This is a genomic window from Jatrophihabitans sp. YIM 134969 (assembly GCF_054456675.1).
Genome location: NZ_JBTJEQ010000001.1, coordinates 71,494 through 84,816 on the forward strand (window position 1 = coordinate 71,494; position 13,323 = coordinate 84,816).

At 73.0% G+C, this 13,323-nt stretch carries 11 protein-coding genes; 5 read left to right on the forward strand and 6 right to left on the reverse strand.

Annotated features, from left to right (window positions below; all coding sequences use genetic code 11):
* Positions 1-33: 33 nt before the first annotated feature.
* Together ACXR2U_RS00360 and ACXR2U_RS00365 are read right to left on the reverse strand one after the other, a co-directional pair.
* Complete coding sequence (locus ACXR2U_RS00360; protein ID WP_458822917.1) at positions 34-1,497, reverse strand: aminotransferase class I/II-fold pyridoxal phosphate-dependent enzyme; 1,464 nt, start codon at positions 1,495-1,497, stop codon at positions 34-36.
* The gene (locus ACXR2U_RS00365; protein ID WP_458822918.1) at positions 1,497-2,891 is read right to left on the reverse strand and encodes a glutamine synthetase family protein; all 1,395 of its coding nucleotides are present in this window, start codon (positions 2,889-2,891) and stop codon (positions 1,497-1,499) included. The genes ACXR2U_RS00360 and ACXR2U_RS00365 overlap by 1 nt, the downstream gene beginning before the upstream one ends.
* 107 nt (positions 2,892-2,998) lie before the next feature.
* On the opposite strand from ACXR2U_RS00365, the gene ACXR2U_RS00370 reads away from it, so the two are divergent.
* Genes ACXR2U_RS00370 through ACXR2U_RS00385 form a run of 4 tightly spaced genes read left to right on the forward strand, consistent with a single transcriptional unit; the run spans position 2,999 to position 7,827 of the window.
* Complete coding sequence (locus ACXR2U_RS00370; protein ID WP_458822919.1) at positions 2,999-4,480, forward strand: APC family permease; 1,482 nt, start codon at positions 2,999-3,001, stop codon at positions 4,478-4,480.
* A gap of 13 nt (positions 4,481-4,493) precedes the next feature.
* Positions 4,494-5,612, forward strand: coding sequence for an amidohydrolase family protein (locus tag ACXR2U_RS00375; RefSeq protein WP_458822920.1), 1,119 nt, complete (start codon positions 4,494-4,496; stop codon positions 5,610-5,612).
* Positions 5,609-6,769 (forward strand): M20 metallopeptidase family protein, encoded by a 1,161-nt coding sequence (locus tag ACXR2U_RS00380; protein ID WP_458822921.1) that lies wholly within the window; start codon positions 5,609-5,611, stop codon positions 6,767-6,769. The genes ACXR2U_RS00375 and ACXR2U_RS00380 overlap by 4 nt, the downstream gene beginning before the upstream one ends.
* Entirely contained in the window at positions 6,766-7,827 is a 1,062-nt protein-coding gene (locus tag ACXR2U_RS00385; protein WP_458822922.1) for a Gfo/Idh/MocA family protein, read from the forward strand. Before ACXR2U_RS00380 ends, ACXR2U_RS00385 begins: the two co-directional genes overlap by 4 nt.
* 69 nt (positions 7,828-7,896) lie before the next feature.
* Here the strand turns inward: ACXR2U_RS00385 and ACXR2U_RS00390 are convergent, their stop codons facing one another.
* Genes ACXR2U_RS00390 through ACXR2U_RS00400 form a run of 3 tightly spaced genes read right to left on the reverse strand, consistent with a single transcriptional unit; the run spans position 7,897 to position 11,000 of the window.
* The gene (locus ACXR2U_RS00390) at positions 7,897-9,537 is read right to left on the reverse strand and encodes an alkaline phosphatase D family protein (RefSeq protein ID WP_458822923.1); all 1,641 of its coding nucleotides are present in this window, start codon (positions 9,535-9,537) and stop codon (positions 7,897-7,899) included.
* A gap of 18 nt (positions 9,538-9,555) precedes the next feature.
* Positions 9,556-10,425: a metallophosphoesterase gene (locus ACXR2U_RS00395; protein ID WP_458822924.1), complete on the reverse strand. Its 870-nt coding sequence runs from the start codon at positions 10,423-10,425 to the stop codon at positions 9,556-9,558.
* Entirely contained in the window at positions 10,422-11,000 is a 579-nt protein-coding gene (locus ACXR2U_RS00400) for a TerD family protein (protein ID WP_458822925.1), read from the reverse strand. Before ACXR2U_RS00400 ends, ACXR2U_RS00395 begins: the two co-directional genes overlap by 4 nt.
* Positions 11,001-11,126: 126 nt before the next feature.
* Here ACXR2U_RS00400 and ACXR2U_RS00405 point away from each other — a divergent pair, with 126 nt between their 5' ends.
* Complete coding sequence (locus ACXR2U_RS00405) at positions 11,127-12,053, forward strand: proteasome assembly chaperone family protein (protein ID WP_458822926.1); 927 nt, start codon at positions 11,127-11,129, stop codon at positions 12,051-12,053.
* Between the two features lie 24 nt (positions 12,054-12,077).
* Here ACXR2U_RS00405 and ACXR2U_RS00410 read toward each other — a convergent pair whose 3' ends face one another.
* A complete protein-coding gene (locus tag ACXR2U_RS00410; RefSeq protein ID WP_458822927.1) occupies positions 12,078-13,298 on the reverse strand; it encodes a saccharopine dehydrogenase family protein in 1,221 nt (406 codons plus the stop codon).
* Between the last annotated feature and the right edge of the window lie 25 nt (positions 13,299-13,323).

Genomic DNA, 13,323 nt, shown 5'->3' on the forward strand with positions numbered 1-13,323 from the left:
GCCACTCAGCGACTCACGCGCCACTCGATGCGGTCAGCGCACCACCTGGACGGTCCTGAACGTCGGGTCGGCGGCGTAGGCGATGCGGGTGCCGGCGGCGCGCGCGGCGGCGACGGCATCGAGCACCTCGGTCGTGATCTGCTCGCCGGGCACCAGCAGCGGGATGCCCGGCGGGTAGGGGGCGACGAGTTCGGCGCTGACCCGGCCCACGGCGTCGGCCACCGCGACCGTCTCGTGCCGGGCGGTGAACGCCTCGCCGGGTGGCAGCGCCTGCGGCGGCGGGGCGAGCGTCCAGTGCGCAGCGGGGACCACGGGGCGGGGCGTCCGGTCGGAGGTGGTCGCGAAGGCGAGCACGGCGTCGGCGAGGCGGGTCAGGGTCGCGGCGTCGTCGAGCAGTCCGACCAGGGGGATGACGGTGTCGCGGTCGGCCTGCTCGACCGGCAACCCCTGCGCCAGCAAAGCTTGCTCCAGCACCAGGCCGTCGAGGCCGGACGGCGCGCAGAGCAGCACGAGTTTCGACGGGTCGGCCACCGCGGCCGTCACGATCCCCTGGTCGGCGAACCGGACCCTGACCTCGGCCACGGCCGCGATCAGTGCATCGAGCAACGGTTCGCCGCGGGTCTCGAGGATCCACCGCGACGCGTCGATGCTGGCCAGGATGGCGCCGGCCGGGCTGGTGGTCTCCAGGGCCGCGACCGCCCGTTCCCACCGGTCGAGGTCGAGCCGTTCACCCCGCGCCGCGACCACGGCGGCCTGACTGAACGCCGGGAGCGTCTTGTGGGCCGAGAACACCATCGCGTCGGCGCCGACCTGCAGCGCGGTCCGGGGCAGCGACGGGTGGGCGCCGAAGTGCGCACCCCACGCCTGGTCGACGACCACCGGGACGTCGCGAGTGTGGCAGAGTGCAACGATCTCGGCCAGCGGCGACACCGTGCCGACGTACGACGGCTCGACCAGGAACATCGCAGAGACCGACGGATTCTCGTCCAACGCCGTCGCCACCATCGGCGGGTCGACACCCGTCGGCAACCCGGTGGCGTCGTCCACCCCGCACGGCAGCCACACCGGTCGCAGCCCGGCCAGCGCGATCCCCGAGAGCAGGCTGCGGTGGGCCGTCCGGGCCACGAGCACGGTGTCACCTGGTCGGCCGACCGCGAGCGTCGTGACCTGGTTGGCCTGGGTCGAGCCGCCGGTCGAGAACCGCAACCAGTCGGCACCCCAGTACCGCGCGGCCGACACCTCGGCCTCGTGCAGCACCCCGGCCGTCAGCTTCACGGTGTCGAGCCCGCCGTACAGCGGGACGTCGGCGTCGAGCAGGCGTCCGAGTTCCGGCACCACCGCCGCCCCGCGCCGCTTGTGCCCGGGGATCGTGAACGGCACGAACCGCCCCCGGTCCGATCGCCGCACCACGTCCACCCACGCCTCGAACAACGGCGCACGACCCGGTTCCGCGAGATCTGGCGGCGTGACACCGCCAGATCTCGCACCATCGGGCACTAGAACACCCAGAGCAGGGCGGCGACCACGTCGTCGTCGGAGGCGTCGGCGAACCGGGCGGCCTCGCCGCGGCGGACGTCGGCGATGGTGGCGACCAACTCCGGGCCGAGCGCGGCGGTGAGTGCGGCGTCGGCCTCCAGCGCGACGACGGCCTGCTCGACCGACGACGGCAACGCGGCGATGCCCCGCGCGGCGCGCTCGGACTCCGACAGCGAGGCGGGATCGACGTCGACCGGCTCGGGCAGGGTCGCTGCATCGGCGATGCCCGCGAGCCCGGCGTACAGCAGTGACGCGACGACCAGGTACGGGTTGGCGGCCAGGTCGAAGGCCTTGACCTCGAGGTTCGCCGCGCTCCCCTCGCTGCCCCGCGAACCGGTGACCAACCGCAGCGCGGTCTCGCGGTTCTCCCGCCCCCACGCCTGGAACGAGCCCGCCCAGTGCTGCGGGATCAGCCGCAGGTAGCTCGCGGGCGACGGCGCCCCGATCGCCAGCAGCGCCGGCAACCGGTGCAGGATGCCGCCGGCGAAGGCGACCGCCTCGTCCTGCAGCCCGAACCGCCCGGTACCGCCGGCGAACAGGTTCCGGTCGTCGCGCCAGACCGACAGGTGCACGTGGCCGCCGTTGCCCGCGCCGCCCGCGACCATCTTCGGCGAGAACGAGGCCTTCAGCCCGTGCGCCAGCGACGCCGCCCGCACCGTCTCCTTCACCAGCACCAGCGTGTCGGCCGCGGCCACCGGGTCCTCGGGCGCCACCGACAACTCGAACTGGCCCGACGAGTACTCGGGGTGGATCTGCTCGACCTTCACACCCTGCCGCTCCAACGCCACCAGGACGTCGCGCAGGTAGTCCGACCGTTCGGTCAGCCGGGTGAAGCCGTACGCCGGGCCGGACACGGCGGGGACGAAACCGTCGGCCTCCGCGAGCCCGATCGCCCACTCGACCTCGAACGCCATGCGCGCGGTCAGTCCGGCCTCGCCCAGCGCGGCGACGGCGTGCCGGGCCGCGCTGCGGGCGTCGAACGGGTGGGGGGTGCCGTCCTGGGTGTACCGGTCGCACGGCGCCCACGCCCACCCGGGCTGCTGGTCGAGCACGACCAACCGGTCGAGGTCGGGATGCAGGCGCAGGTCACCGATCGGGCCGCCCGCGTACCGGCCGGCGACGATCGAGTCGTCGGTGAGGAACGCGTCGAACACCGGCGACATCCCGATGCCCCACTGCGACGCCTGGGGCAGCCGCGCGAGCGGCACGGCCTTGACCCGCGTGATCCCGCTGGTGTCGACGTAGGTCGTCGCCACCCCGGCGACCCCCCGTTCGGCGAGGACGGACATCAGGGCCATGGCGTGCTCACGGGCGGCCTCACGGCGCTCGGTGGTGAGCTCGTCGGCAGCGCTCATGGCGGGTGAGCCTAGACGGCCCGATCACCGGCTCGAACCATCTTCCGTCCACGCCTCCGGAGGGCGAGACTGTGGCCGACCACAGCACGACCTGGGAGAGGACTCCGATGCCGGCACCGACGGACGAGCGCACCGGCCTGCGCCGCAACCTCAGCGTCTGGCAGGCCGTCGGCCTGTCGGTGGCGTTGATGGCGCCGAGCATGGCGGCCAACATCAACCCGCAGCCGACGATCGCGCAGGTCGGGCGCGGCGTGCCCCTGGCGTTCCTGCTCGCCGCGATCGGCGTGCTGCTCGTCGGCTGGGGTTTCGTGCGGATGTGTCAGTACTTCCAGCACGCCGGGTCGGTGTACGCGTTCGTCGGGCTGACCCTCGGCCCGCGCACCGGCGTCGTCTCCGGGCTGGCTCTCTTCGCGACCTACACCTTCTACGGCGTCGTGACGTCGTCGGCGGCCGGGCTGTTCCTGTCCTCGTTCCTCGACCAGGTCGATGTCTGGAACAACCCGCCCGTGTGGCAGCCGTTCGTCTTCGCGGCGATCGCGCTGGCACTGGCCGTCCTGCTGACGATCGTGCCGGCCAAGCGCGGGACCTCGACCCTGCTGACGATCGAGGGCGTGACCGTCGCGCTCATCCTCGTGGTCTCGGCGGTCGTGCTGGTCCGCGTCATCCTGAAGAAGGCGCCGGACGGCGGCACCCAGCACTTCGACCTGTCGGTGTTCAGCGTGTCGCCGGGGCTCGGAGCGTCGACCGTCTTCCTCGGCGTCGTCTTCGGGTTCCTGAGCTTCGCCGGCTTCGAGGCGGCCTCGACGCTCGGCGAGGAGACCGCCCACCCCCGCCGCGACATCCCCCGCGCCATCCTCGGCACGGCGATCTTCGGCGGCGTGTACTTCGTGGTCGTCACCGCGATCGAGGTCATGGGCTTCGGCACCGACGAGGCCGGACTCACCGCGTTCGCCGGGTCGAGCTCGCTGCTGGGCGACCTCGGGTCGAGCTACATCGGCGAGTGGGTCGGCGACCTCATCAGCCTCGGCGCGGCGATCAGCGCGTTCGGGTGCTGCCTGGCGTGCGTCGTCGGGGCCTCGCGGCTGCTGTTCGCCATGCAGCGCGACGTCGCGGGCGGCGAGCGCGGGCTCGCGACCCTCACCGCCAACGGCACCCCGGCGCGCGCCGCCGGTGCGGTCGCCGCGCTGATGGTCGTCGCGTTCGTGGTGATGATCGCTTGCGGCGCCCACATCGGGGAGACCTTCGCGTGGTCGGGTGTGATGGGGACGCTCATCCTGCTGGTCGCCTACGTGCTGACGACGATCGGGGCGATCCGGTTGGTGTTCGTCCAGCGCAAGCTGTCGGTGCCGACCTGGCAGGTCGTCATCCCGGTCCTGGCGCTGGTCGTGCTCGGCTACACGCTCTACCGCAACGTCATCCCCTACCCCACCGAGGGTCCGGCGCGGTTCTTCCCGATCGTGGCCGGCGCGTGGATCCTGCTGTCCGTCGTCGCCGTCCTGGCCGCACCGAGAGCGGCCGACCGCCTGGGTCGGGCCCTCGCCGCCGACGAGGGTTTCGCGACCGAGCGCGCGGCCGTCCCGGGGGCGTGAAAGCCTGACCCACATGCCCGATCTGCTCGACGGCATCTCCCTCGTCGACCACCACTGCCACGGCGTGGTGACCGAGCCGCTCGACCGGACCGCGTTCGAGTCCATGTTGACCGAGGCCGACGGCCCCGGCCGGTGGCACGAGTCGCTGTTCGACAGCCAGGCCGGCATCGCCGTCCGACGGTTCTGCGCGCCGTTGCTCGACCTGCCGGCCCTGGCCCCGGCCGAGCAGTACCTCGCCCGCCGCGCCGACCTCGGCCCCGACGAGGTCAACCGCCGGCTGATCGGGTCGGTGGCGATCGGCGACTTCGTGGTCGACACCGGCTTCGCGGCCGACGCCCTCACCCCGCCCGCCGAGCTGGCCGCGATGACCGGCGGCGCCGGGCACGAGATCGTGCGGTTGGAACAGGTCGCGGAGCAGGTGATCGGCGCGACCGACTACGTCGACGCGTTCCAGGCCGCCCTGGTGTCACGCGCCCGGCGGGCGGTCGGGTTCAAGTCGATCGCGGCCTACCGCATCGGCCTCGACCTTGACCCCGCGCGGCCCACGACGGCCGAGGTCCGGGCCGCCGCGAAGGCCTGGGCGCGGACGGTCGAGAAGTCCGGGGTCCGACGGCTGGTCGATCCGGTGCTGATCCGGTTCGGCATCTGGACCGCCCTCGACATCGGCAAGCCGCTGCAGTTCCACGTCGGCTACGGCGACCGCGACGTCGACCTGCTCAAGTGCGATCCGTTGCAGTTGGCACCGTTGCTGCGAGCAACGGTCGATCTCGGCGTGCCCATCATGCTGCTGCACAACTACCCGTTCCACCGCAACGCGGGCTACCTCGCCCAGGTGTTCGACCACGTCTTCGTCGATGTCGGTCTGGCCCTCCAGAACGTCGGCACCCGCGCCGACGCCGTCCTGGCCGAGCTGCTCGAGCTGGCGCCCTTCGGGTCGGTGCTGTTCAGCACCGACGCGTTCGGCTTGCCCGAGCTGTACGTGACCTCGACGGCACTGTTCCGGCGCGCGCTCACCCGGTTCCTCGACACCGGCCTGCGCGAGGGCGCCTGGTCCATCGGTGACGTCGAACGCATCAGCCGGTTGATCGGCCGTGACAACGCCCGCCGGGCGTACGGGTTGGGCGGCTCGTGACCGGGTTCGCCGCGCGGGTCCGCGCCGCCGTCGCCGAGGAACTCCCCGCCGCGGTCGCCCGGCGCCGCGCCCTGCATGCCGACCCGCGCCTGTCCGGGCAGGAGGCCGACACCGCCGCCGTCGTGGTCGAGGCCCTGGGACTCGGCGAGGGAACCGTTGCAGCCGGCACCGGTCGGGTCGTGACGACCGGCCCCGAGCCGATCGTGCTGCGCGCCGAACTCGATGCCCTGCCGGTCACCGAGGCCACCGGCGTGCCGTGGTCGGCCACCGGCGCCGCCATGCACGCCTGCGGCCACGACGTCCACCTCGCCGCCCTCACCGCCGTCGTGCGCGCCATCGCCCGCTCCGACCCGCCCCGGCCGGTCGCCGCACTCCTGCAGCCGCGCGAGGAGTCCGCCCCGTCCGGCGCCCGCGACGTCATGGCCAGCGGCATCCTGCGCGAACTCGGCGCCACGGCCGTCGTCGCCGCCCACGTCCAACCGCAGGTCGAGGCGGGTGTGGTCGCGGTGACCCCGGGCTTCGTCAACGCCTCGGCCGACCACTTCGAGGTGACGATCCACGGCCACGGCGGCCACGCCGGGTACCCGCACACCGTCCGCGACCCGGTCGTGGCGATCGCCGCGGTCGTCCTCGCCCTGCAGCAGTTGCCTTCGCGGCGCATCGATCCCGTGCACGGCGCGGTGTGCACGATCGGCACGCTCGCAGCGGGCACGGCGTCGAACATCGTCCCCGACCTCGCCCGCGCCGGCGGCACGTTGCGGGCGATGGACCCGGCCGACCGGGTCCGGCTGGTCGAGCTGCTGCACGAGGTCGCGGAGGCCACGGCGCGGGCGTGGGGTTGCACCGCCGAGCTCGAGGTCCACGAGGGCGAACCGGCGGTGGTCAACGACGTCGGGCTCGCCAGCCGCGCCGCCAACCACCTCGCCGCCGCCGGCGTGCGCACCGACACCGAGTTCCGCTCCTTCGGCGCCGACGACTTCTCGTACTACTCGTCGGGGCCCGACGCCCTTCCCTCGCTGATGGCCTTCGTCGGCGTCGACGGTGGGGCGGGCCTGCACGACGCCCGCTTCCTGCCGCCCGACGACGCCGTCGGGCTCGTCGCCGAGGCTCTCGTCGCGGGGTACCTCGCGGCCCTCACACCGGAGGAGCACCGATGAGGACCTTCGTGCTGGTCGGGACCGGCTGGCGGGCGCGGTACTTCCTGCGCCTCGCCGGGGCACTGCCCCACGTGCGGTGTGTCGGCGTGGTCAGCCGGTCGGCGTCGGTCGACCTGTCCGCCGAGCTCGGCGTGCCGACCTTCCCGGATCTCGCCGCAGCGGTGGAGAGCGGCCGTCCCGACTTCGCGGTGGTCGCCGTGACCTGGGCCGCCAACCCCGACGTCGTCCGCGAGGCCGTCGCGTTCGGGCTCCCCGTGCTGTGCGAGACACCGCCGGCACCGGACCTGCCCGGCCTGCGGGAGCTGTGGGACGACGTCGGCGGTTCCGAGCTCGTCCAGGTCGCCGAGCAGTACCTGCTCGTGCCGGCCCACGCCGCCCGGGCGGCCGTCCTGGCCAGCGGCGCGATCGGCGACGTCACCGAGGTCCAGGTCAGCTCCACCCACCAGTACCACGCGGTCTCGCTCATGCGCGGGCTGCTCGGCGTCGGGTTCGGGCCGGTGACGGTGCGGGCCACCCGCACCACCGCGCCCCTGGTCGATCCGCTGACGCGCGACGGCTGGACCGACGACGACACCCCGCACGCCGCCACCACCATCCACGCCGTGCTCGACTTCGGTGACGACCGTTCCGGCGTCTACGACTTCACCGACAACCAGTGGCACAACCAATTGCGGTTCCGACGGATCCTCGCGCGCGGCACCCGGGGCGAGCTCATGGACGACAGGGTCGTGCGGCTGCTCGAACCCCGCACGATCGTCACCACCCCGATCGTGCGGCGGCAGACCGGCTACGACCTCGACCTCGACGGCTTCGAGACCGACCACATCACCTTCGGCGACCTGGTCGCCTGGCGGAACCCGTACCTCGGCAACCGCTGGAACGACGAGGACATCGCGATGGCCACCATCCTCGCCGCCACCGGCGCCTGGGTCGCGGGCGAGGCCGACCCGCCCTACCCGCTGCGGGAGGCGTGCCAGGACCACGCGGTCGCGCTGGCCGTCGAGGAGGCGGCCGACACCGACCGCGCCGTCACCACCGCCGTCGAACCCTGGGCGTAACGACCAAATTCTGTGTACTCCTGCAGCCTCACGACGCAGAAGTACACAGAATTTGATTGTTCCCGGTTGTCAGGTCAGGTCGCGGCGTTCGACGTCGTGCAGGGTGAGGTCGTCGTGGGCGCTGCCGGACTTCTGGACGACGAGCTTGGCGTCCCGGCCGTCCAGGTGCAGGGTCATGAGCTCGTTGCCGAACCACGGGCCACCCTCGCGGTTCCAGGCGATCTCGTGGTCGGGCACGCGGTGCACCAGGCCGAGCAGTCCGCGCAGCCCCTTCTCCATCGCCTTGCTCCAGAACAGCCGGAAGCCGACCTTGACGAACGCGGGCACGTAGTTGTGCAGTGGCGAGCAGGTGAGCTGGTAGACGGCGGAGGTCAGCCCCGGGCCGAGGTCGGCGCGGGAGACGTAGGCGTGGTGGACGTCGCCGGAGAGCACGCACACCGTGGCGGGCGCGTCACCGCGTTCGCCGCGACCGACCGAGCGCATGAGGTCGGCGAGCTCGAGGAACGAACGCCGGAACGCCGCCCAGTGTTCGAGATCCGCCGCGCGGCGCAGCTTCTCGCCGCGCACGGCCCACTTCGGCCCCGCATCACCGTTGCACAGTGCCTCGTTCCACGCCTCGAGGTCCTGCAGCGCCCGGGCGAGCAACCACGGCAGTGACGTCCCGATGAGCAGGTGCGGCCCGACATCCGAGGTCTGCTCGGTGATCCACGCCAGTTCGTCCTCGCTCACCATCGAGCGGCGGCCGTCGGCGAGGATGCGGCCGCAGCGCGAGTCGATCATCAACAGCCGCGCGCAGCCCAGTTCCCGGCGGTAGGACCAGCGCGCACCCTTGCCGCCGTCGGCCTCGGCGTCGGCCATGACCGCGAAGTCCCGCAGCAGGTCGGCGGCGTCACCGCCGTGCGAGCGCACCTGCTGGTAGATCTCGCTCGCGGCGAGATCGGCCGGCGCCAGGTTGCCGATGTGCTGGTAGACCCAGTACGAGGACAGGCCGCCGACGATGCGCTCGTGCCACCACGACGTCTCCGCCATGTCCTCGCGCCAACTGTGCGAGGTGTTCCAGTCGTCGCGCACGTCGTGGTCGTCGAAGATCATCGACGACGGCAGGGTCGCGAGCAGCCAGCGGACCTCCGGGTCGGTCCAGCTCTCGTGGTAGAGCCAGGTGTACTCCTCGAAGTCCGCGACCTCCGCGCCCGGCGGCAGTTCCAGGCTGCGCTTGGCCGCGATCCGCTCGCGGGTCTCGGGCGTGGTCTCGTCGGCGTAGACCTGGTCGCCCAGCATGAGCAGGTAGTCCGGCCACTCCGAGTCCGGCCGGGCCATCATCTCGGCCGAGAGGCAGTCGAGGGCGTCGGCGTCGTAGTGGTCGTCGCCGTGCACCGCGGCCGAGCGGGCGTAGCGGCACGAGCCGAAGGAGATCCGCACCCGGCGGCCCTCCGACACCGTGCGGATCCGGCACCCCGGCCGGGTGTCGGACGCCTCGGGCCACACGACGTCGTCGTCGACCAGCACCTGGTACGGCGAGGAGGTGTCGGGCTCGAGTCCGGTCACCTCGACCAGCGCGTAGTGGTGGCCCGCGACCTCCCACGTCGGTTCGGTGTGCAGGTCGGAACCGATGCGCACTGCAACGGTTGCCGGGCCGGCCGTCTCGACCCAGACCGTGGCGTCGGTGGCGCCGACGTGTCGCAGGACCGGCCCGAGTACGAGAGACGTCACGCCCTCGTGTCTACAGGATCAACCTGGCGGCAACGAGGTCACGACGGCGTTGTCGAGGACGAACGCCTCCCACCCCCGGTGGGCCTTGCGCCCGTGGCGCGGGTCGACCCCCACCACCAGCCGTTGCCCCGCGCGGGTGATCTCGTGCGCCCGCTCGCGGTCGACCGTGGTGAGCGCGACGATCTCGGACGCGGCGTGCACCCGCCCGCGCCGCCAGTCGGTCATGGCGCTGTGACCGTGGAGCTGGTCGAAGGGCATCGGGACGCTCGCCGCGAGCCAGCTCGGGACGAGCTCTTCGCCGGCCGAGGCCCAGACCGGCCCGGCCACCGGGTCCGGCGCCCCGCCGCCGAGCACCGTCCCGGCATGGAACAGCACGTCGGGGTGGTCGAACCGGAACGCGTCGAGCGCGCGGGCGGCGTCCTCGGGCGACGTGGGCGAGCCCAGCGCCTCCCGCCAGAACCCGTGCGTCAGACCCGCGTGGGTCACCAACCAGCCGTCGTCACCGGCTCGCACGGCCGCGGCGGCGTGCAGGCGGCCCGCCTCCCAGAGGTCCCACAGCGTGAGCGCGGCGGCCTCGCCGATCCGCTCGGGCCAGTGGAACGCGGGCTCGCGGAGGTACTGCGCCTCGTGGTTGCCGACCAGCTGCACCCACTGCCCGGGCTGGGTGTCGAGGTAGTGCTCGGCGAGCGCGACCACGCCCTCGGAGTCAGGCCCCCGGTGCACGAGGTCGCCGACCTGCACGACGGTGAGGTCGTCCGGCAGCGCGCCCGAGTCGGGGTCGGCACCCAGCCGGGCCAGCTCGGCCCGCAACGCCGCGAGTTGCCCGCCGACGTCGCCGATCACCGCCACCCGCCCGGGTTCGCGGCGGGCGGCGCCCGGCGGCGTCACGCGAGGTTGACGCCGAAGTCGCGCGCGATCCCGGCGAGCCCGCTGCTGTAGCCCTGCCCGACGGCCCGGAACTTCCAGTCGCCGTCGCGGCGGTACAGCTCGCCGAAGATCATGGTGGTCTCGACCGAGGCGTCCTCGGACAGGTCGTAGCGGGCCACCTCGGCCTCGGAGGCGGCGTCGACGACCCGGATGAAGGCGTTGCGCACCTGGCCGAAGTTCTGACCCCGCTCGATCGCCTCGTGGATCGACACCACGACGACGATGCGTTGGACGGCAGCCGGGACCTCGTACAACTCGACCCGGATCGACTCGTCGTCGCCCTCGCCCTCGCCGGTGCGGTTGTCACCGGTGTGCTCGACCGAGCCGTCCGGGCTCACGAGGTTGTTGTAGAAGATGAAGTACTCGTCGGCGAGGACGCGGTCGTTGGCGTCGAGCAGGAACGCACTGGCGTCGAGGTCGAACTCGACCCCGCGGGTCGTCCGGGCGTCCCACCCCAGGCCGATCAGCACCGACCGCAGGCCGGGCGAGGCCTTGGCGAGGGAGACGTTCCCGCCCTTCTGCAGCGTCACGCTCATGGCACGTTCGTACCCCACGGGGCTGTGTTCGCGCGCGGCGGGTGGAAAGGGGCACCCGGGCATGCCTGGGGCCCGTGCGGAGTTGGGGTGGGAGAATGGCGCCTGACGATGCGAGGAGTGCCCCCTGTGCCCAAGAGCGTGAACGGCCCCGACCCGGCCGACCTGTACGAGCTGGACTCCGATCGCCCCGATCTGACCGGTGCCGTGCTGGTGCAGGCCCTCGACGGCTTCGTCGACGCCGGGTCGACGGTGAAGCTCGCCCGCGAACACCTGCTCTCGGCGATGGACCACCGCGTGGTCGCCCGCTTCGACGCCGACGCCCTGCACGACTACCGCGCCCGCCGGCCGGTCATGCAGTTCGACAGCGACCACTGGACGTCCTTCGACGCCCCGGAACTCGCGGTCCACCTCCTGCACGACCTCGACGGCATCCCGTTCCTGCTGCTCGCGGGCCCCGAGCCCGACGTCGCGTGGGAGCGGTTCACCGCCGCCGTCCGCCAGCTGGTCGAGCGCCTCGGCGTGCGGCTGACGATCGGGCTCAACGCGTTCCCGATGTCGCTGCCGCACACCCGCCCGACCCGCGTGATCGTGCACGGCTCGCGCAAGGACCTCCTCGAGGGCTACGAGCCGTGGCTGGGCAAGATCGCCGTCCCCGGCTCGGCCGGCCACCTGCTGGAGTTCCGGCTCGGCGAGGCGGGCCACGACGCCCTGGGCCTCGCCGCCCCGGTCCCGCCGTACCTCGCCCAGTCCGAGTTCCCGACCTCGGCCGCGGCGATCCTGCACGAGGTCGCCTCCCGCGCCGGCCTCCGGCTGCCGCTCGCCGACCTCGACGAGGCCGCCGCCCGCAACCGCGAGGCCATCGACCGCGAGGTCGCGCAGTCCGACGAGGTGCGCACCCTGGTCACCGCGCTGGAGGAGCAGTACGACGCCTACGCCCGCGGCTCCGAGCGCTCGCTGCTCGCCGAGTCCGAGCAGGACCTGCCCTCGGCCGATGAACTCGGCGCGGAGTTGGAGCGGTTCCTCGCCGAGCGCAGCAAGGGCGACGACCACTGAGTCACCGCCCGCGCGCGGACGGGCTCAGCCCTCGCGGACCTCGATCTCGAAGCCGCGCTCGCGCAACCGGCTGATCAGCGCGTCGCCCATCGCGACGGCCGGGGTGAGCACGCCGCCCTCGGACGTCAGCTCGTCGACGGCCAGGGACAGCCCACTCTGACCGAGCATGACGGCCGTGGCCGCGTACCCCGGATCGCCCGACGCGGCGACCGTGCAGGTGTAGCGCGCACCGGTCGTCGTCACGGTGTGGGTGGCGACGCGGAACCGGCCCTTCTGCTGGGTCGCCACCGACGGCCCCTCCCCCGGCTTCGGCAACACCCGGTCGAGCACCCAACGCGTCGGCGGCAGCGCCAGCCCGCCCGCGAGCGCACCGACCCCGGCGCTGATCCCGGCCGCGACGACCGGCGCCGTGAGGCCGTCGCCCACGTTCATGACCTCGCGGTAGTGGAAGTCCGGCCCGTAGGCGTGGTCGAGCAGGCTGTTGCTGCGGCGCACGACCCGGGTGTTGTAGCTGGACATGACGAACGGGGCGACCCAGCGTCCGAGCAGGGGGTCCTTCAACGGCGTCACGACGTCGCGGTGGGTCCGGTCCCCCGCCGCCGGGTCGGCCGCCCGGTCGGCCGAGAGGGCGAACGGGTCGAGCGCGATCTTCCGCTTGGCCTTGTCCGACCGCACCACGTCGACCTGCCCGCGCATCGAGTCGATCGTGCCGCCCGACACCCCGCCCCGCATCGAGACGACCTCGAGAACGGTGTCGGTGAGCGTGCCGGCACCGTCGGCCGCGGCGCGCTCGTGCAGGGCGAACACCGACAGGTCCGACGGGATCGAGTCGAACCCGGCCGAGTGCACGATGCGGGCGCCGGTCTCGCGGGCGGTCATGTGGGCCCGGTCGACCGACTCGCGGGCGAACAGCACCTCGCCGGTGAGGTCGGCGTACGACGTGCCGGCCCCGGCGCACGCCAGCACGAGCGGCAACCCGTACTTCGCGTAGGGCCCGACGGTCGAGATCACCGCGGTGGTGGACCCGGCGAGGGCACGGACGGAGGCGTCGTCACCGGAGTCGGTGACCACCAGCGGCCAGTCGACCCCGAGGTCGCGCCGCACGGCCTCGAGCTTGTCGCGGCTGCGCCCGGACAGCGCGATGCGGACGTCGGCGGGCGCGTGGTCGGCGAGGTGGCGGGCGGTCAGTGCGCCGACGAACCCGGTCGCGCCGTGGACGACGAGGTCGTGCTCCCGGTCGGTCATCGCTCGACCGTAGCCGGACCCGAGG

What these genes read in the sequence shown, in the direction of transcription:
- ACXR2U_RS00365 (WP_458822918.1), bottom strand. Translation starts at nt 2,891, where the DNA reads ATGAGCGCTGCCGACGAGCTCACCACCGAGCGCCGTGAGGCCGCCCGT.
- ACXR2U_RS00370 (WP_458822919.1), top strand. Translation starts at nt 2,999, where the DNA reads ATGCCGGCACCGACGGACGAGCGCACCGGCCTGCGCCGCAACCTCAGC.
- ACXR2U_RS00375 (WP_458822920.1), top strand. Translation starts at nt 4,494, where the DNA reads ATGCCCGATCTGCTCGACGGCATCTCCCTCGTCGACCACCACTGCCAC.
- ACXR2U_RS00385 (WP_458822922.1), top strand. Translation starts at nt 6,766, where the DNA reads ATGAGGACCTTCGTGCTGGTCGGGACCGGCTGGCGGGCGCGGTACTTC.
- ACXR2U_RS00400 (WP_458822925.1), bottom strand. Translation starts at nt 11,000, where the DNA reads ATGAGCGTGACGCTGCAGAAGGGCGGGAACGTCTCCCTCGCCAAGGCC.
- ACXR2U_RS00410 (WP_458822927.1), bottom strand. Translation starts at nt 13,298, where the DNA reads ATGACCGACCGGGAGCACGACCTCGTCGTCCACGGCGCGACCGGGTTC.